Source organism: Azospirillum soli (assembly GCF_017876165.1).
In the GTDB taxonomy this organism is placed as follows: Bacteria; Pseudomonadota; Alphaproteobacteria; order Azospirillales; family Azospirillaceae; genus Azospirillum; species Azospirillum soli.
Genome location: NZ_JAGINQ010000033.1, coordinates 23,381 through 41,686 on the forward strand (window position 1 = coordinate 23,381; position 18,306 = coordinate 41,686).

Genomic DNA, 18,306 nt, shown 5'->3' on the forward strand with positions numbered 1-18,306 from the left:
GAGTTGGAGATGATCCGCAAGCGCTTGCTCGGCACTTTCGCCGCCGCCGTGACCCTGGCCGCCGCCTTCGGCGCCCCCATCGCGGCCCATGCCGAAGCCATCAAGATCGGCGTCACCCCCGGCCCGCACGCCCAGATCATGGAGAAGGTGAAGCCCATCGCTGCCAAGGAAGGCCTTGAGCTGACGGTGATGGAATTCTCCGACTACGTCATCCCGAACCAGGCCCTGGCCGACGGCGACCTGAACGCGAACTCCTTCCAGCACCAGCCGTATCTGGACAATCAGGTGAAGGATCGCGGCTACGACCTCGTCAGCGTCGCCAAGAACGTCATCTTCCCGATGGGCGTCTATTCCAAGACGGCGAAGAGCCTGGACGCGCTGCCCAACGGCGCCAAGGTGGCCGTGCCGAACGACCCGACCAACGGCGGCCGCGCGCTGCTGCTGCTCCAGTCCAAGGGCCTGATCAAGCTGAAGGACGGCGCCGGGCTGAAGGCGTCGCCGCTGGACATCGCCGAGAACCCGAAGAAGCTCCAGATCGTCGAGCTGGACGCCGCCCAGTTGCCGCGTTCGCTGGACGACGTGACCGTGGCGGTGATCAACACCAACTACGCGCTGGAGGCGGGGCTCGACCCCCTCAAGGACGCCATCGCCCGCGAGGCCAGCGAGAGCCCCTACGCCAACGTCATCGTCGTGCGCAAGGCCGACCAGGACAAGCCGTGGGTGGCGAAGCTGGTGAAGGCCTACCAGAACGACGAGGTGAAGCAGTTCATCAACGACAAGTTCAAGGGCGCGATCGTCCCGGCCTGGTGATCGCCTGAGTCACGGCACGCCCGATGGCGCCCAGCGCGTCGTCGAGCGTGCCGCCCGGCGGCGGGGCGAACAGCCGCATGGACGGGTACCAGGGCCGCACGGCGGTGCCGAGCGCGGTCCATTCCCCCGCCCAGCCGAAGCGCCACACCGGCACGCCGAGCGCGCCGGCCATCTCCGCCACCGACGTGCCGGCGGAGATGACGAGGTCCAGCGCCGCCGTCAGCGCCGCCGCCTCGTCCAAATCGTTCATCAGGTCCACATCCGGCCAGCGCCGGACGCGCACGCCGAAGCGTTCCTCCGCCGTTGCGAGTTCAGCGACGCAGTCGTCGTATTGAAGATTGACGAAATGGACGCCAGGAGTGGCGAGGATCGGCCCCCACTGGTCCAGAATTGTGTAGGCGGACTCCCGCAACGCGTTCCGAAAGCGGCTGCGCCAGCAGATGCCGATCTTCAAACCCGGCCCGAGCGCCGCCAGACGGTCCCGCCACCGATTGAGTTTTTCCGGGTCCGGCGTGAGCCATCCCGCGCGATCCGGAAAGGCGTCCAGGCGAGTGCGGAAGTGCCGCGGCAGCGATCCCGCCGGAACGTGAAGGTCGAAATCGTCGGGGTCGGCCGTCTCCGCGCGCACCACGGCGTTGGGGAAGGAGCGCGCCATCAGCGGCACCAGACGGGGATCGCATTCGACGATGACCCGGCTGGCGCGCGCGATCAGGTCGGCGTAGCAGGAGGCGTAGAGCAGTTCGTCCCCCACGCCCTGCTCCCGCCACAGCAGCACGGTCTTGCCGGTCAGATCGCCGCCGTCCCAAAGGGGTTTGCGAAACCGCCGGTCGGGCGTGGCCTGCCCCGAGGCGAAGCGCGCTTCCAGCCCGGTCCAGCCCAATTCCAACTCGCCACGGGCCAGCGCGGCGTAGCCCCGGTTGAAGGTGGCGAGCGACAGCGACGGGTCCACCTCCACCGCCCGGCGGTAGGCCACGTCGGCGTCGGATGGGCGGCCGGCGGCCTGAAAGGCGTTGCCGAGATTGTAGTGCCATTCGGCGCGTTGCGAATTCAGCGTCAGGGCCCGGCCCCAGGCGCGCAGGGCGGCGTCGAAACGCTTCTGCCGTTGCCGCAGGTCGGCCAGCCCGGCGAAGCCCTCGGACGAACCGGGGTCGAGCAGGATGATTTTCCACCACGCCAGAGCCGCCCGGTCCGCTTCCCCCGCCGCCTCCAGCGCGTGCGCCAGATTGCCAAGCGTGCGGGCGTCGTCGGGGCGCAGGCGAAGAGCGGCGCGGAGGGCTGCCACGGCCTCCGGATTCTTGTTGAGAGCCAGGAGCGCAACGCCTTGGTTGCTCAGCGCCTCCGGGTAGTCGGGGCGCAGGCGCAAGGCACGGTCGGCGAACGCGTCGGCCTGGGCGACGCGGTCCGCCGCCAGCGCGGAAGAGGCAAGACCGTTCCATGCCTCGGCCAAAGCCGGGTCGAGTGCCAGCGCCCGGCGCAACGCCCCATCCCCGTCGCTGCCAACGGCTTGAAGAGCCAGCCCAAGGTTGGCGTGCAGACCTGCCCATAGGGGCTGAAGGCGCGCCGCCTTAGCCGTCACGTCGGCGGCCTCGGTGGCGTTGCCCAGCCCGAGCAGCACGACCCCGAGATTGCCGAGCGCTTCAGCATCGTCCGCCTGGAAGGTCAGCGCCGCGCGGTAGTCGGCTTCGGCCTCGGCGAAAGCGCCCAGCGTCTGAAAGGCCAGCGCGCGGCGCCGATGACGCTCGGCGGTGCCCCCGCCGGCCGCAATGGCGCGCCCGATCAACTCCACCGCGATGTCGGGCCGTCCGGCCTGATGGCCCAGCCAGCCATAGCCCTCCAGGGCCTCCGCGTGGTTGGCGTCGGCCTGGAGGATGCTCTGGTAGGCCTTCTCCGCCTCCGGCCATTGGCCGGATTGGTGGAGAGAATGGGCCTCTTTCAACAGATCGTCATCCCCACGAAGGCGGGGATCCAGGGCCATTTGGGACTTTCCCGCGTTGCCCTGGATCCCCGCCTTCGCGGGGATGACGGTGGGGAGCTGTTGTTTTAACGCCCCCGCCATCCGCGCCAGGACGCCATCCAACCCCTCCCCGCCGCGCGCACGCCACATGCGCATGCTGGGGAACCAGGGGCGCACGGCCGTGCCCTGCATGGTCCAATCGTTGGCTCCACCGAAGCGCCAAACCGGCACGCCCAGCGCCCCGGCCATCTCGCCGACCGAGGACGCGACGGTGACGACGAGGTCCAACCCGGCGGTCAGCGCCGCCGCCGCTTCCAGATCGTTCTTCAGGTCGGTGTCAGCCCAGCGGTGCAGGGTCACGCCCTGGCGTTCCAGCGCTCCGTCGATCTCCTCGTCACGGGCGTCGTATTGCAGGGCAACGAAGACCAGTCCCGGCACCCGGAACAACGGTGCCCAGGCGTCCAGATGGGTGTAGGCGTGCTTGCGCTCCCCCAGCGTGCGCTGGCTGCGCCAGCAGACGCCGACCCGCACACCGGGCGGCAATGCGGCCAGCCGGTCCCGCCACAGCGCCGCGCGCTCCGGGTCCGGCACCAGATAGGCCCCCGCCGCTGAAAAGCTGGCGTAGTCGCGCCGCAGGAAGCGCGTCAGCGAGGCCATGGGAACGTGCGTGTCGAAGTCCGGCGGGTCCACCGTCTCCCGGCCGTCGGGGGTGAAGGTCTGGGCGCGCACCGTCGCCTGGGGGAAGGACCGCGCGAACAGCCCGACCATGCGGGGGTCGCATTCCAGGATCACTTGCCCGGCGCGCCGGATCAGGTCGGGCAGGCAGGTGGCGTACAGCAACTCGTCGCCGAGGCCCTGTTCGCGCCAGACCATGATGCGCTTGCCCGAAAGATCCTCGCCCTGCCAGCGCGGCACCGGGAAGCTTCGCGCGCCCAGCACGCGGCGGGAATCGAAGCGGGCTTCGTAAAGGTCGCGCCCCTCCGGCAGCGCGCCGCGCCCGATCAGCAGCAGCGACAGGTTCCAGCGGGCCAGCGCGAAGCCCGGATCGCTGCGCAGCGCCTCGCGGTAGCAGGCCTCGGCCTCCACCGGCCGCCCCTGCGCCTCGCGCAGCAGGCCCAGGTTGACCAGCGTTTCCGGGTCGCCGGGGGCAAGGCGCAGGGCTTCCGTGTGGGCGGCCTCGGCCTCGTCCAGCCGGCCGGCCTCCTTCAGCACGACGCCCAGGTCGGTGTGCGCCAGCGGATCGGCGGGGTCGAGCGCCAGCGCGGCGCGCAAGCTCGCCTCGGCCTCCTCCAGCCGGTCCTGCGCGTGCAGGGCGGTGCCGAGGTTGACCAGCGCCTCCGGATAAGCCCCGCGCAACTCCAGCGCACGGCGGTAATGGGCGATGGCCTCGTCGAGCCGGCCGAGATCCTGAAGCGCGCTGCCCAGGCTGTTCTGCGCCTCCGGATAGTCCTCCTTCAGCGCCAGCGCGCGGCGGTAGGCGGCCTCCGCCTCCGCGACGCGGCCGAGGCCGTGCAGCGCGAGGCCGAGGTTGGCGTGGTGTTCGGCCTTGCCACCACCCTTTTCGTTGGCCCGCGCGATGGCCTCGGCGATCAGGCGGGCGGCTTCGGCGTCATGGCCGGTCTGGTGGGCCAGCACGCCCAGCAGATGCAGAGCTTCCACATGGCCGGGGTCGGCCTGGAGGATCGCGCGGTAGCCCCGCTCGGCCCCGGCGAGGTCGCCGGCGTGGTGGCGGGCCACGGCTTCGGCAAAAGCGCGATGGGCCGCGTCATGATGGGCCATATCATGATGGGCGGGAGCCTTGTTGCGATCCTGCTTGGTCATGGTGCCTGTCGTTTCGTCCCCCGCCGCCCCCTCGATAACATGTTTCCGGCGCGGGAAGCGTGACGGAAGCCCCAGGGGCAATTTGTCACGCGCAATTTTTGGCGCGGTTGCTTCGTGTGCAGTCGTTCGTTAACTCAAGTGGTCCTACCATTTGGCCAAAGGTTCCTGCCAAGGACAAGACAGATGCATGGCCTGCAATTCGGCATCAGGGCCAAGATCCTGATTTTCCCCGTCATTTCGCTGGTGGCCCTGGCCATCGTCGCCGCCGTGTCGCTGATCCGCCTGGAAGCGACCATGATGGACGACCACAAGTCGCGCGTGCGCGCGGTGGTCGATTCATCGGTCAGCATCGTGGAGGATTTGGAAAAGCGCGCCGCCAAGGGTGAAATCCCGCTGGCCGAGGCGCAGGCGGCGGCGAAGAACGTCCTGCGCGCCCTGCGCTTCGACGGATCGGAGTACCTGTTCGTCTACGACCGCGAGGGTGTGTCGGTCGCGCACGGCGCCAAGCCTGGGCTGGAAGGCAAGAACCTCTGGAACTACCAGGATCCCGGCGGCACCTACGTCATCCGCGAACTGATCCAGGCGGCGCCGAAGGGAACCTTCGTCAACTTCCTGTGGGAGAAGCCCGGCCAGGACCAGCCGGTGCCCAAGGTCGGCTTCGGGCGCTTCACGTCCGGCTGGGGCTGGATGATCGGGTCCGGCGTCTATCTGGATACCGTGAACGCCGCCTTTGCCGAACGCGCCTGGCAGATTGGCGGTATCGTCGCCATGCTGGCGCTGGCGACCTTCGCGCTGGCCTTCGCGCTTGGCCGGGGCTTCAGCCAGCCGATCCTGCGGCTGGAAGAGGCGATGGTCAGCATCGCGCGCGGCGATCTGTCCACCGCGATTCCGGAACGGCATCGCAGCGACGAAATCGGCAAAATGGCCCACGCGGTCGCCGTGCTTAAGGACAGCGCCGAAGAAACCGCCCGCCTGCGCGCCGAGCAGGAACGCGCCAAGACCCGCGCAGCGGAGGAACGCCACGCCACGCTGGTGAGCCTTGCCGACCGGTTCGAGGCGAGCGTCAAGAGCGTGGTGGACGCTGTTTCGCAGGCCGCGCAGGAGATGCAGGGCGCCTCGACCGCCATGTCGCGCACGGTGACCGACGCCTCGCACCTAGCGACGGACGCCGCGGCCTCCGCCGAGGAAGCCACGTCGAGCGTCAGCACCGTCGCCGGGGCGACCGAACAGCTCTCGGCCTCCATCCAGGAGATCGGGCGTCAGGTGGCGCAGTCGAACAGCATCGCCGGCGCGGCGGTGCATGAGGCCGAGAAGACCAACAGCATCATGGCCCACCTCAACGAGTCCGCCCGCCGGGTCGGCGAGGTGGTCGAGCTGATCAACAACATCGCCAGCCAGACCAACCTGCTGGCGCTGAACGCCACCATTGAGGCCGCGCGCGCGGGCGAGCACGGCAAGGGCTTCGCCGTCGTTGCAAACGAGGTCAAGAGCCTCGCCAACCAAACGGCGCGCGCGACTGAGGAAATCCAGTCGAAGATCGCCGAGATTCAGGAGGCCACCGGGTCGGCGGTCACCGCGATCAAGGGGATCGGCGGCACCATCGGGCACATCAGCGAGATCTCGGCGGCCATCGCCACGGCAGTCGGCCAGCAGGACGCGGCGACGCGCGAGATCGCCGGCAACATCCAGCAGGCGGCAGCCGGCACCTCGGCCGTATCCGGCAACCTCGCCACCGTCACCCGCGTGACCGGTGAGGCCGGCGCCTCGGCCGAACGGGTGCTGAGCACGGCGGGCGGGCTGTCGCGTGAATCGCAGCGCCTGCGCGACGAGGTGACGAAGTTCCTGACGACCGTCCGGGCGTCATAAGCGACCGCAGGTCGGAAACGCGGAGACACACGAAGACGCGTCTTCGTGTGATCTTTTCCACCGTCAGCTCACAACCTGCCGAGAATCGCCCACCTTCGCCTTTTCGACAGCTGGCACGGCTGTCCAGTGAAACATTTGCCTTCGGGGCCATCCCTTTCCACATCGTCATCCCCGCGTAGGCGGGGATCCAGAAGGTTTCCGTGTAAGTGCTTGTTCGGCCTGGATTCCCGCCTTCGCGGGAATGACGACGTCGGGAGTGGCAGGCTCCGGGAAACAGCAGCGTCCGTTTCCGAGACTCGCGCCAAAACAATTCAGCCCCTTCAACGCCTGACTCGGCTCCCCTGACAGCCGTGCGACAGCTGGGGAAAGCACGCTTAAAGTTTCAGGCCCGCCACACCGTCGAGGATGACCCCTTCCATCAGCGCCTTGCGCTCCAGCTTGGCGCCGAACAGGCGGGCGTGGCTGAAGTCGGCCTTGGCCAGGTCGCAGCCCATGAGGTTGGCGAAGGACAGGTCGGCGCCCGCGAAGTTCACGTTGCGCAGGCAGGCCCCGCGCAGGTCGGCGTAGCGCATCCGGGCGCCGGCCAGTTCCGAGCGCATGGAACGCTTTTCGTCGAAGACCAGCGGGCGCAGGTTCACGTTGCGCAGGTCGGCGTTGTTCAGCTTGGCGTTCTTCAGGTTGATGCCGCGCATGTCGCCGCCGATCAGCTTGGCGACGCGGAAGTCCGCGTTTTCCATCACCGCCGCCTGAAGCTGCACGTTGGTGAGGTCCAGGCCATAGAAGGTCGCCCCCACCGCCCGCAGCATGGTCAGGCAGCTGTGCGCCAGCGACGGGGCGTGGCGCAGGTCGAAGTCCGACAGGTCGAGATGCGCGCCCTGGGCACCGCCGGTGCCGACCCACACGATGTGGTCGTGCAGCAGTTCCTCCAGCGGGCGGCCGAGTTCCGACACGACGCGGCCGACCGGGTTGTCGGTCAGCGTGTCCTCGATGTCGGCGTCGGTCAAGTCCGTCATGGTCAGCGCGGCACCGGTCAGCACCGCGCCGCGCAGGCAGGCGCCGCGCAGGTCGGCACCCGAGAGGTCGGCGCCTTCCAGGTTGGAGCCGGTGAAGTTGGCGCCGCGCATGGTGGCGCGCACCAGCTTGCACCCCTTCATCACCGCGTCGGTGAAGTCGGTGTGCAAGGCCATGGCGCCGCTGAGGCGGGCGTTGGTCAGGTTGGCGCCCGACAGGTCGGCGCCCGACGCTTCGGTCGGCTGGGTGTCCACCTGGACCATGCGCAGGTTGCCGGCCCGGTCCTTCTCAGCCAGCGAGCCGTCGCGCAAGTCGGCCTCGAACAGGTTGGCGCCGATCAGGATGGCGCCGCGCAGGCAGGCGCCGCGCAGGTCGGTCTTGATGAGGCTGGCGTTTTCCAGATTGGCCTGACGCAGGTCGGTGGCGAACATCGCCGCGCAGTCCAGCCGCGCCCCCGTCAGGTTCGCGCCGCGCAGGGAGGCACCGACGAAGTCGGCGTGCGCGAGGTCGCGCCCCGACAGATCCAGCCCGCTGAGGTCGAAGAAGGACAGCGTCGCCCGCGCTCCGCCGATGCGCGCGTTGCGGAACATCTCGTGCCGCCGCACCACGGCGTCGAGTTGTGATTGGTCCAGGCGGGTGAGGCTGCGCGGATTCATGGACGCTGGTTCATGGGGCCGTGTCGATTCCGATCACGGCCACAGGTTAACGCAGGCGTCGTTCAAGAATTATTAATGCTGATATCAACGCTGGGAGCGGTGCCGCATGAACCCACCGAACCAACCCGCCGAACGAACCCTAGGCCGCGCTCTGATGCGCGGCCTGCCGGGTGGCGCCGCGTTCCGTGCCGGCGGCGCGGAGGGCGTCGCGCAGCAGATCGGGGGTGAAGGGCTTGTGCAGCAGGCGGCAGCCGGCGTCCATCGCTTCGCGGATGCGCTCGGGCGCGGTGTCGCCGGTCAGAATGATGCCGGGGATGGGACGGCCAAGCTGCTCGGCGGCGCGGGTGACGATCTGCGCCCCGGTCAGGGACCCCGGCAGGCGGAAATCGGTCACGATGACGTCCGGGGCGCGGGGGGCCGCCCGCAAGGCCTCCAGCGCGGCGGGGCCATCGGCCGCCAAAATCACGCGGTTGCCCCAGCTTTCCAACAGAAGCTGCATGCCGGAGCGCTGGACCGGATCATCCTCGACCACCAGGATCAGGCGCTCGGGCGCGTCCTCCATCGGACCGGCGGCGGGGGTGGCGGACGGTTCCGCCTTCGTCTCGCTGGCCGCCAGGGGGACGGTGATGGTGAAGACCGCCCCATGGCCAAGGCGCGAACGCACCTCCATCGCATGGCCGAGCAGTTCGGCCTTGCGCCGCACCTTGGCGAGGCCGAGGCCCAGGCCGTGGCGGCGGTCCCGCTCCGGGTTGCCGAGCTGGACGAAGTCCTCGAAGATGGCGTCCAGATGCTCCGACGGGATGCCGGGGCCGGTGTCCCACACCTCGATGCGCAGCCACTGTCCGCGCCGCCGGCAGCCGACGACGATGCCGCCCGACGGCGTGTAGGTCACCGCGTTGCGCAGCAGCTCGCGCAGCATGCGGGTCAGCAGGGCCATGTCGGTCCGCACCACCGCGTCGGACGGGCGCACCCGCAGTTCCAGCCCCTTTTCCTCCACCGCCAGGCGGAAATCGGCGGCGACCTCGTTCAGGATGGAGGCGATGGGCACGTCGGCGACGTTCGGGCGCACCACACCGGCGTCCAGCGTGGCGACCTCCAGCAGCGCGTGCAGCAGCTTCTCGCCGCTGTCCAGCGCCTCCCCCATCTTGCCGGCGATGGACAGGTCGCGCGGGTCCTTCAGCCGCTCGGTCAGGATGTGATGGAACAGGCGCAGGGCCTGGAAGGGCTGGCGCAGGTCGTGGTTCGCCGCCGAAAGGAAGCGGCCCTTGGCTTGGTTGGCGCGCTCCTTCTCGGTCAACGCGCGGACGAGCTTCTGGTTCAGGGCGCGCAGGTCGGCCGTGCGCTCCTCCACCCGCTGCTCCAGCCGGGAATTGGCGTCCTGAAGCGCCTGACGGGCCGTCGCTTCGCGGCGCTGGCTGGCCCAGCCGAGCCACGACAGGCCGAGCAGCGCCAGAACGCTGAGGCCGACCACGGCGCCGCCGCGTTCCAGGCGGCTGTACCAGGGCGCCAGCACGGCGTTGCGCGACAGGGCGACGGCGGCGATCACCGGCAGCGTGTCCATGCGCTTCATGCCGAGCACCGACGCCTGCCCGCCGACCGGCCAGTCGGACTCCACCGCGTCGTCGCCCGGTGCCAGCCGCGGCAACGGACCCAGATAGGGCACGCCGAAGCCGATCAGCCGCAGGCCGTCCGGCCGCAGCAGCCCGGCGAAGCGGAGATGGCCGTCGCCGAAGACCCGCATCACATGGGACAGCGCCGAGGTGGGCAGCGCCAGAAGCACCGCGCCGTCCGTCTGGCCCCTGCGGTTGGTCAGCCGGCGGGTCAGCACGATGGCGCCCCCGTCGTCGATGTGGCCGGGCAGAAGCAGGATGCCGCGTTCGTCGTCCGGCATCTCGCCGTGCAGGATGGTGGTCATCGCTTCGGTGCCGAGCCCGATGGTCGGCCCGAACACCACCTTGCCCGAGGCATCGACGATGGACAGCGCGCCGATGCCCGAGGTGGCCAGCGCCTCCCCCAGGGCGTTTTCGGCCAGCGTGGACAGGCCGCCGCCCTCCATCCGGTCGGCGACGCGCGTCACGGCGGACGCGCCGCTCTCCAGCACCGCCGTCGCGTGGCCTTCCAGCACGGCGGCCGCCTGACGCGCGTCGCGCTCGGCGCGGTCCAGCGTGTCCAGATAGTCGAGCAGGGTCATCGCGCCGAACGCCGACGTCCCCAGGGCCGTCACCGCCACGACGATGGCGGCCAGGACGGCTTTGGGGTGCAACGACAGCAATGCGCGATAGGAGAGCCGAAGCATGAGCAAGGACAGTCGAACAGGGACAGGGCAGATCGTCCGGGATCGGCGACGGATCGCTGGTACGCCGGACGGGAAAAGCGACGGAGCGTCCCAGGCCGGGAACTCCGCGCCGGTTCAGGGCGCTGATTCAGGATTGGCCGGATCGGCGTGACGCTGGGGGCCTAGAGCTGAGGGGCTAGAGACGGGCCATGGGGCGGGGGCGCAGCGGAGGAGCGCCGGCGTGCGACGGGCAGCGCCGCTGGAGGCGCCAGAAGCCCGGATCGTTCGACCGATGTTTACCAGTCATAGCCGGCAAAACCGCCTCCGCGAAACTGATGATTTCGTTCATACACCCCCCGTATTCTTCGCCAATATTTGATGCGGTCTTCGCAATCCCCCAGCATATTTGTCTTTATTTTTCGTGTGGGAGCATACCATGGTGAGGCTTAGGGCGCGACCTGCCTTGACGACTATGACCATGCTCATAAGGCACCCACTCTGTTGGGAGAGGCTCGAAGGCCCACGGTGCCAAAAGCCTGTGATGAAGGTTCGGCCAAAGGCGAAGGGATCACCGGACCGTCTCGCGCGTTGCTCTCACGCCGCGAATTCCCCCATGAGCCGACACCGAGCCGTCACGAGGTCCGTCTTGAAGAAACTGCCCTTCGCCCCGCAGGTCTCCCGCCGTTCCCGCATTCGGGAGGGCCTGCCCTACCCGCTCGGCGCCACCTGGGACGGGTTGGGCGTCAACTTCGCGCTGTTCTCGGCCAACGCCACCAAGGTGGAGCTGTGCCTGTTCGACCAGGAAGGCCGCCGGGAGTTGGAGCGGATCGAGCTGCCGGAATACACGGACGAGGTCTGGCACGGCTATCTGCCGGACGCCCGGCCGGGCACCGTCTACGGCTACCGCGTGCATGGGCCGTACGAGCCGCGCGCCGGGCACCGCTTCAACCCGAACAAGCTGCTGCTCGACCCCTACGCCAAGCACCTGATCGGGCCGTTGCGCTGGTCGGACGCGCATTTCGGCTACCGCGTTGGCTCGCCGCGCGGCGACCTGTCCTTCGACCGGCGCGACAGCGCGCCCGGCATGCCGAAATGCGTGGTGATCGACCCGGCCTTCACCTGGGGCCAGGACCGCCACCCGGCGATCCCGTGGGAGCGCACGATCATCTACGAGACGCACGTGCGCGGCTACACCATGCGCCACCCGGCCGTGCCGCCGCAGTACCGGGGCACCTTCGCCGGCCTCGCCCAGCAGGACGTGGTGGACTACATCCGCTCCATCGGCGTGACGGCGGTGGAACTGCTGCCGGTGCACGCCTTCGTGGACGACCGGTATCTGCTGGAAAAGAAGCTGCGGAACTACTGGGGCTACAACTCCATCAGCTTCTTCGCGCCCGACCCACGCTATCTGGCGTCGGGTGCCATCTACGAATTCAAGGAGATGGTCGCCCGCCTGCACGACGCCGGGATCGAGGTGATCCTGGACGTGGTCTACAACCACACCGCCGAAGGCAACGAGATGGGGCCGACCCTCTCGTTCAAGGGAATCGACAACGCCTCCTACTACCGGCTGGCGCCGGACCCGCGCTACTACATCAACGACACCGGTACGGGGAACACGCTGAACCTCGTGCACGCGCGCGTCCTTCAGATGGTCACCGATTCTCTGCGTTATTGGGTGACCGAGATGCATGTGGACGGGTTCCGCTTCGACCTCGCCACCATTCTGGCGCGCGAGACCTACGGCTTCGACCACAGCGGCGGCTTCCTCGACGCCTGCCGGCAGGATCCGGTGCTGAGCCGGGTCAAGCTGATCGCCGAGCCCTGGGACTGCGGCCCCGGCGGCTATCAGGTCGGCGGCTTCCCGCCGGGCTGGGCGGAGTGGAACGACAAGTTCCGCGACACCGTACGCGCCTACTGGAAAGGCGACGAGGGCAAGCTGCCGGAAATGGCGACGCGCATGGCCGCCTCCGCCGACCTGTTCAACCGGCGCGGCCGCAAGCCGTGGGCCAGCGTGAACTTCGTCACCGCGCACGACGGCTTCACGCTGAACGACCTCGTTTCCTACAACGACAAGCACAACGAGGCGAACGGCGAGGACAACCGCGACGGCCATTCCCACAACCTGTCCTGGAACCACGGCGTCGAGGGCCCGACCGACGACCCGGAGATCAAGGCGCTGCGCCAGCGCCAGATGCGCAACCTTCTGGCAACGCTGCTGCTGTCGCAGGGCACGCCGATGATCCTGGCCGGCGACGAGTTCGCCCGCACCCAGCACGGCAACAACAACGCCTATTGCCAGGACAACGAGATCGGCTGGATCGACTGGGAGAACATCGACGAGGACGGGCTGGCCCTGACCGACTTCGTCCGCCGCCTGATCGCCCTCCGGCAGAGTCACCCGCTGCTGCGCCGTGGCCGCTTCTTCACCGGGGCCTACAACCCCGACCTGGAGGTGAAGGACGTCACCTGGATCACCCCCGCCGGTTTGGAAAAGCAGACCGAACAGTGGCAGGACCCAATGGCGCGCTGCCTCGGCATGCTGCTGGACGGGCGGGCGCAGGCGACCGGCATCAAGAAGAAGGCGTCGGACGCCACGCTTCTGCTGATCATCAACTCCCACCACGACGTCGTGCCCTTCAAGCTGCCGGAGGTGGTGGGCGGCAGCCAGTGGCTTCAGCTGGTGGACACCACCGAGCCCGAGCGTCTGGAGGTCTCCACCGCCCGCAGCGGTGACGAGATCCCGGTGACCGGCCGGTCCCTACTGCTGTTCGAGCTGATGCCCGACCGCCGGGTCGAAAGCACGCTCCGGGCTGCCGCGCGCGCCCTGCGCGACGCGTCGGAGACGGTGGATGAGCAAGCGACCGAGGCCCAGCCGGAAGAGGAGGCGGAAACCGCCCAGCAGCCGGGAGAGTGAACGGAAATGGCCCCCGGTGCGGCAACGCGCCGCATCGGGGTTGCATTGGATTTTAGGCGAATGAAATCTTTTGGTAACGCCAGCAATCCAGAATCCCACCCATGGTTCAAACCGACTACATCCGCTTCCTGGTCGCAACCCAGGGCGATCCCGCGTTGAGCGCGGCGCTGCGCCGCGCGTCGGCGGGTTTGCGCACGATCGCCGATCTGGTCGACTTCGCCAGGGGTCACGGCTACCGCTTCACCGAACAGGATGTTCCCCTGGAAGCGGCGCAGGCGGCTTGGCTGCCGCCGAGCACGGCCGCCTCGACCAACCGCCGGCCAACGCTGCACGCGGGATAGCGGGCGTGTTCCGAAACCCGAGAGGTCACACGGTCATCGGGGATTCACCACAACCGAATCTTGCCGGTTATTGCCGGCGCTGACGCGCCCATACCCTCACGGCGGCGGGGCCGTCGTCGCGGTTGTTCCGCGAATGGTCAGGATGATGCCGTCGTCGGACGTGCCAATGTCCTTGTCGGCGTCGCGCGGGATGGGAATTTTCTGGCGGCGACAGAACAGCAGAAGAACCGCCAGCGTCTTGCTGGCCAGGAACGTGACTTCCCGTGTCTTGGTGGATCCGCTCTGCTGAATCTGAACGGAAGCGCCGCCGCCTGCCTTGGGGGTCACCATGGTGATGACCCCAAGGGGCAGATCGGTCTGGTTCGGCACCTGCTGGTACCAAGCGAAGGCCTGCTTCAGGGCAATGTTGGTGAAAAGCAGTTGGCGGTTTTCTAGGATCATTCCGGAGCCAAATCAGGCCCGGCTGCCCTCCAGTTCCGGGTTCAGTCGGAACGTGATCGCACGGCCCAGTTTGGAGTCCCGCAGCAGAATGTGCTTGGTCTCCAGCAGCTTGATGGCCCGGTTGACGTTGGGCCGCTGCATGCCCAGCGCGTCAGCCAGTTCGGACTGCAGCACCGGAACGGGTCGGTCGAAATGGAGCCGCCGGCTCAGGTAGGTGAACACACGAAGCGCCTCCAAGGTGATGTCGCGGTCGGTCGAAACGGCCTTGGAGATGAAGTCATGATGCTGCATGGCGGCCTCGGTACGCAAGTTTCCACTGCGTCGCAGTGTGGTTGCTACAGCGTTCGGCTGTGCGCCGGCATCGTGCCCGGCGCATCCCCCTTTCGGCGAAACCCTCGAAACGGTGTCGGCGACAGAGTCAGTCCGGCGCGCGCGGTCTTGCGTCCGGTCCGGCGCGCCTACCCGCGCCGTCGTCGCAGCCATGCCTTGCTCGGTCCAAATCATTCGTCCAGGTCACGTTCGGTTTCGCTCAAAGCAGAGATTAGCGTGCGTTTGTTTTCCGAAAATTTCGGCACTGTTTCGTCTTTGACACAAAGACGCTTCACAGGCACCGCACCGGAACTCTTTTCCCTGGCTGCCGTTGCGTCCTCAGATGGCGACAGGGAGGGGCAAGCCATGCATCGCCTCGTGCTGCTGCGGCACGGTCAGAGCGTCTGGAATCGCGAGGATCTGTTCACCGGCTGGACCGACGTGGACCTGACGGAACAAGGCGTCGCCGAGACCCGGCACGCCGCCGCCCTGCTGAAGCAGGCCGGATTCGACTTCGACGTGGCCTTCACCTCGGTGCTGAAGCGGGCGATCAAGACGCTGCACATCGTGCTGGAGGACATGGACCGCCTGTGGCTGCCGGTGCACAAGCACTGGCGCCTGAACGAACGCCATTACGGCGCGCTCCAGGGGCTGAACAAGACCGAAACGGCGGCGCGCCACGGCGCCGACATGGTGTTCACTTGGCGGCGCAGCTGGAACGTGCCGCCGCCGCCCATCGAGCCGGACGACCCGCGCTCCGCCGTCAGCGACCGGCGCTACGTGGGCCTGGGCAAGGCGAACCTGCCACGCGGTGAAAGCCTGAAGGACACGACGGATCGCGTGATCCCCTTCTGGCGCGACAACATGTGCCCGGCGCTGCGGCTCGGCGCGCGGGTGCTGGTGGCGGCGCACGGCAACAGCCTGCGCGGCCTCGTGAAGCATCTGGACAACGTGCCGGACGCCGACATCCCGCTGTTCGAGATCCCGACCAGCCGTCCGCTGGTCTACGAGCTGGGCACCGACCTCATCCCTTTGCGCCGCTACTTCCTGACCGACGACGGCGGACAGGAGGAGATCACCTGGCCGGAACGGACGGGGGCGGCACAGGGTGGCAGCGCCGCGGCGTGAGGATTCCCTAATTTCCCTCTCCCGCCCCCGGCGGGAGAGGGAAATTCACCCCTTACGACGCCGCCGGTCGCCGCCCTCTATGCCCCGCACCGCCCTTGCCGCGCTTCTTGCCGGGCACGGGGTGGTGAAAATGCGGATGACCGCTCGGACGAGCCGCGGCACCGTCGCCCGCCGGGGCTTGGCCGTCAGCGTCCCGCCGCCTTCCATTGCCACGGGCACCATCGCCGCGCCGGCCCTGCCGCTCCTCCTGCCGCCCGGCGAAGCAGTTGTCGCAGACCCGGAAGCGGTGGTTGGCCTTCAGCCGCGTGCCGCACATCGGGCAGGCGCGGGCCAGCGAGCGTTCGGCCAGCGTCCGTTCGATGAAGGCGTTCAGATGCGCCCGGCGCTCCTGGCACAGGTCCATCTCCGGATAGGCGTCCGGGAAACGGTAGGCCAGCCAAGCGTAGGCGGTCAGCTCCTTCACCGCGCGCTCGGCCTTCTCCAGCTCCACGTCGGTGCCGACGTGGTGGCGGAAGCGTTCGGCGGCGTCGGGGGCCGGGTTGGGAACACCCTTGCCCTGATTCATCGCCCAGATCGCCAGCAGGCGCAGGTTGTTTTGGTCACGCACGTCGATCGGGCAGCGCGCCAGCATGTCGCGCTCGGCCAGCGACAGCTTCGCCCGGTCCACCGCCGCCGCCGCCTGGATGCGCTGCTCCAGATCGGTCATGCGGAAGGTCTGGTTGGCGCGCAGCAGCTCCTGGCCGGCGGTCCGCAGCACCTTGGCGAGGCTATCGGTGTCGAGTTCGCGGGCAATCGCCTCGACGTGGGACAGGTTGGGCGAAATCCACGAGCGCGGATCCGTCGGCGGCGTCGGCGGCGTGGTCAGCGCCCGGCGCACCGGGTTGATGTTCTCGCCCTCCAGAACCGCGACGCGCCCTTCCTCGTGCATGCCGAAACGGCCGGCGCGCCCGCCGATTTGGCGGATTTCGGAATGGGTCAGCTCGCGCTCCTCGCGGCCGTCGAACTTGCGGGTGGTGGACAGCACCACGCGCGCCACCGGCAGGTTCAGGCCCATGCCGATGGCGTCGGTCGCCACCAGCACGTCGGCCGTGCCCTCGCGGAAGCGCCGCGCCTCGGCCCGGCGGACCTCCGGCGACAGGGCGCCGTAGATCACCGCCACCGTGTGGTCGCGGGCCAGCAGGTCGCGCCGCAGCCCCATCACGTCCTTGCGCGAGAAGGCGATCACCGCGTCGCCCCGACGCACGTCGGACAGCTTCACCCGCTCCTCCTGCACGCGCAGCGGCGACTTGCGGGTGAACTCGACGATCTCCAGCTCCTCCCCCATCGCGTCGGCGAGGCGCTTGACGTAGGGGATGGCGTCGGCCGAGCCGGTCATCAGGATTTCCGGAGCGGCCACGCCGGCCACCGCCTGGGTCCAGGCCCAGCCGCGATCCGGGTCGCCGATCATCTGGATCTCGTCGATGACGCAGGCGCCCCAGACCTTGGAGGTGTTCACCATCTCGATGGTCGAGGAGGTGAAGGACGCGCCGGGCCGCACGTCGCGCTCCTCGCCGGTGACGAGGCTGCACGGACGGCCGCGCGTCTCCAGCGCCTCCTGCCCTTCCAGCGCCAAGAGGCGCAGCGGGGCGAGGTAGCAGCCGCTCTCCGCCTCGGCCAGACGGTCCATGGCGGCGTGCGTCTTGCCGGAGTTGGTCGGGCCGACGAACAGGCGCAAGCGCCGCACCATGGCGCGCGCCGTGGCGAAGCTGTCCAGATACACGCCCATGCCGGACGCGTTCTCCAGCCGCTCGCGCCGGACCTTCAGACCGGCCCGCGCGGCGGCGGTGGAGAAGGCCTCCTCCAGCGCGTCGAGCAGGGTTTGCAGGCGCGGGATGCGCCCGCCGAAGCCGACCACGCGGCCGAGTTCGTCGGCAAAGCCCTTGGGCCGCCACGCCTCGCCGAAGCCGGCGGCGCGCTGGGCCATGGAGGCGAACCAGCCGTCCACCCGCCCGCGCGCCTTCTCGATGGCCGGCGCGTTCAGGACGGCGGCCTTGACCTGCTTGCCCAGCGCCTTGGCCTGCGGACGGCCGAAGCCCTCCTCGGCGGTCATCAGGCCCCAGAGTTCCGCCTCGACGTCGGGCAGCGGGCCGATCGCCACGCGGAAGCGCAGCTTCAGTTTCCGGTCGGTGCCGGGGATCACCACCTCGTGCACCACCGCCACCGACCAGCGGGCCGGCGTGCTGTCGGCGTCCACCTCGATGCCGTCGCCGCGCACGACGGAGGCAACGGCGCGGAGTGCGTCGCGCCGGTCGAACTCGTCGGCGGTTCCGGGCTGGCGGGGGGTGTCTTCGTTGTCGCTCATAAACGTCTTCTTCTGTCGTCGGCCGTCCGGGCGGGGCAGTCCCAAGGGGCGGTCCCAAGCGGAGCGGCCGGTGGCGCACGGGCTCTGAAACAGGAACAGCGCCGCGGCCGAGCCGGCACGGCGAGGGCGGGTCCCTCCTTTGCGCACCGGCGATCAGCGGATGTACCTATATGGGCGGAGCCATTTGGTCCAGCAAGCGATTCCGTGGTTCCAAAGCGAGGCCGGGCTAATTCGCCTTCCTTGCCGCCTCACCAATCCCACCGCTGCGAAAAAGGGCTGACTCCAGCCACATAGATCGTCGCGTTCCGGCGTTCCGTTCGAACGGGTTAGCCGCGCGACGCGCCTCGGCGGGGCCCCTCAATCGGACGTGTTAGTAAGCATTTCCGTCTGACCGGCCGGCTTCCCGTCATGCATCATCGGGGCAGTGGCAATGATC

General features: G+C 68.7%; 11 protein-coding genes. 5 read left to right on the forward strand and 6 right to left on the reverse strand.

All coding sequences use genetic code 11. The annotated features are described in order from the left end of the window. The first annotated feature begins 9 nt into the window (after positions 1–9). Complete coding sequence (locus tag J2852_RS28785) at positions 10–810, forward strand: MetQ/NlpA family ABC transporter substrate-binding protein (RefSeq protein ID WP_209882332.1); 801 nt, start codon at positions 10–12, stop codon at positions 808–810. On the opposite strand, the gene J2852_RS28790 is transcribed toward J2852_RS28785, so the two are convergent. Continuing rightward, a complete protein-coding gene (locus J2852_RS28790) occupies positions 782–4,585 on the reverse strand; it encodes a tetratricopeptide repeat protein (RefSeq protein ID WP_246500059.1) in 3,804 nt (1,267 codons plus the stop codon). The two genes, J2852_RS28785 and J2852_RS28790, sit on opposite strands and share 29 nt — an antisense overlap. Positions 4,586–4,768: 183 nt before the next feature. On the opposite strand from J2852_RS28790, the gene J2852_RS28795 reads away from it, so the two are divergent. Further along, entirely contained in the window at positions 4,769–6,451 is a 1,683-nt protein-coding gene (locus J2852_RS28795; protein ID WP_209882333.1) for a methyl-accepting chemotaxis protein, read from the forward strand. 374 nt (positions 6,452–6,825) lie between these two features. On the opposite strand, the gene J2852_RS28800 is transcribed toward J2852_RS28795, so the two are convergent. Together J2852_RS28800 and J2852_RS28805 are read right to left on the reverse strand one after the other, a co-directional pair. After that, the gene (locus J2852_RS28800; RefSeq protein ID WP_209882335.1) at positions 6,826–8,118 is read right to left on the reverse strand and encodes a pentapeptide repeat-containing protein; all 1,293 of its coding nucleotides are present in this window, start codon (positions 8,116–8,118) and stop codon (positions 6,826–6,828) included. Positions 8,119–8,257: 139 nt separating this feature from the next. Continuing rightward, positions 8,258–10,414, reverse strand: coding sequence for a hybrid sensor histidine kinase/response regulator (locus J2852_RS28805; protein WP_209882337.1), 2,157 nt, complete (start codon positions 10,412–10,414; stop codon positions 8,258–8,260). 592 nt (positions 10,415–11,006) lie between these two features. On the opposite strand from J2852_RS28805, the gene glgX reads away from it, so the two are divergent. Beyond that, positions 11,007–13,310, forward strand: a complete 2,304-nt coding sequence (gene glgX / locus J2852_RS28810; RefSeq protein WP_425514409.1) for a glycogen debranching protein GlgX — start codon at positions 11,007–11,009, stop codon at positions 13,308–13,310. Positions 13,311–13,411: 101 nt separating this feature from the next. Beyond that, complete coding sequence (locus J2852_RS28815; protein WP_209882338.1) at positions 13,412–13,651, forward strand: Nif11-like leader peptide family natural product precursor; 240 nt, start codon at positions 13,412–13,414, stop codon at positions 13,649–13,651. Between the two features lie 96 nt (positions 13,652–13,747). Here J2852_RS28815 and J2852_RS28820 read toward each other — a convergent pair whose 3' ends face one another. Together J2852_RS28820 and J2852_RS28825 are read right to left on the reverse strand one after the other, a co-directional pair. Further along, the gene (locus J2852_RS28820; RefSeq protein WP_209882340.1) at positions 13,748–14,092 is read right to left on the reverse strand and encodes a hypothetical protein; all 345 of its coding nucleotides are present in this window, start codon (positions 14,090–14,092) and stop codon (positions 13,748–13,750) included. Positions 14,093–14,104: 12 nt separating this feature from the next. Next, the gene (locus J2852_RS28825) at positions 14,105–14,383 is read right to left on the reverse strand and encodes a MarR family transcriptional regulator (RefSeq protein WP_246500061.1); all 279 of its coding nucleotides are present in this window, start codon (positions 14,381–14,383) and stop codon (positions 14,105–14,107) included. Positions 14,384–14,767: 384 nt separating this feature from the next. On the opposite strand from J2852_RS28825, the gene gpmA reads away from it, so the two are divergent. Next, positions 14,768–15,529 (forward strand): 2,3-diphosphoglycerate-dependent phosphoglycerate mutase, encoded by a 762-nt coding sequence (gene gpmA, locus J2852_RS28830; RefSeq protein WP_209882344.1) that lies wholly within the window; start codon positions 14,768–14,770, stop codon positions 15,527–15,529. Positions 15,530–15,581: 52 nt separating this feature from the next. Here gpmA and J2852_RS28835 read toward each other — a convergent pair whose 3' ends face one another. Further along, positions 15,582–17,870 (reverse strand): helicase-related protein, encoded by a 2,289-nt coding sequence (locus tag J2852_RS28835; RefSeq protein WP_209882346.1) that lies wholly within the window; start codon positions 17,868–17,870, stop codon positions 15,582–15,584. Between the last annotated feature and the right edge of the window lie 436 nt (positions 17,871–18,306).

Excerpts from the sequence above, each read along its gene's own strand:
- J2852_RS28785 (WP_209882332.1), top strand. The coding sequence starts at position 10 with ATGATCCGCAAGCGCTTGCTCGGCACTTTCGCCGCCGCCGTGACCCTG.
- J2852_RS28815 (WP_209882338.1), top strand. The coding sequence starts at position 13,412 with ATGGTTCAAACCGACTACATCCGCTTCCTGGTCGCAACCCAGGGCGAT.
- J2852_RS28795 (WP_209882333.1), top strand. The coding sequence starts at position 4,769 with ATGCATGGCCTGCAATTCGGCATCAGGGCCAAGATCCTGATTTTCCCC.
- J2852_RS28835 (WP_209882346.1), bottom strand. The coding sequence starts at position 17,870 with ATGAGCGACAACGAAGACACCCCCCGCCAGCCCGGAACCGCCGACGAG.
- J2852_RS28790 (WP_246500059.1), bottom strand. The coding sequence starts at position 4,585 with ATGACCAAGCAGGATCGCAACAAGGCTCCCGCCCATCATGATATGGCC.
- J2852_RS28800 (WP_209882335.1), bottom strand. The coding sequence starts at position 8,118 with ATGAATCCGCGCAGCCTCACCCGCCTGGACCAATCACAACTCGACGCC.
- glgX (WP_425514409.1), top strand. The coding sequence starts at position 11,007 with ATGAGCCGACACCGAGCCGTCACGAGGTCCGTCTTGAAGAAACTGCCC.
- gpmA (WP_209882344.1), top strand. The coding sequence starts at position 14,768 with ATGCATCGCCTCGTGCTGCTGCGGCACGGTCAGAGCGTCTGGAATCGC.
- J2852_RS28825 (WP_246500061.1), bottom strand. The coding sequence starts at position 14,383 with ATGCAGCATCATGACTTCATCTCCAAGGCCGTTTCGACCGACCGCGAC.
- J2852_RS28805 (WP_209882337.1), bottom strand. The coding sequence starts at position 10,414 with ATGCTTCGGCTCTCCTATCGCGCATTGCTGTCGTTGCACCCCAAAGCC.
- J2852_RS28820 (WP_209882340.1), bottom strand. The coding sequence starts at position 14,092 with ATGATCCTAGAAAACCGCCAACTGCTTTTCACCAACATTGCCCTGAAG.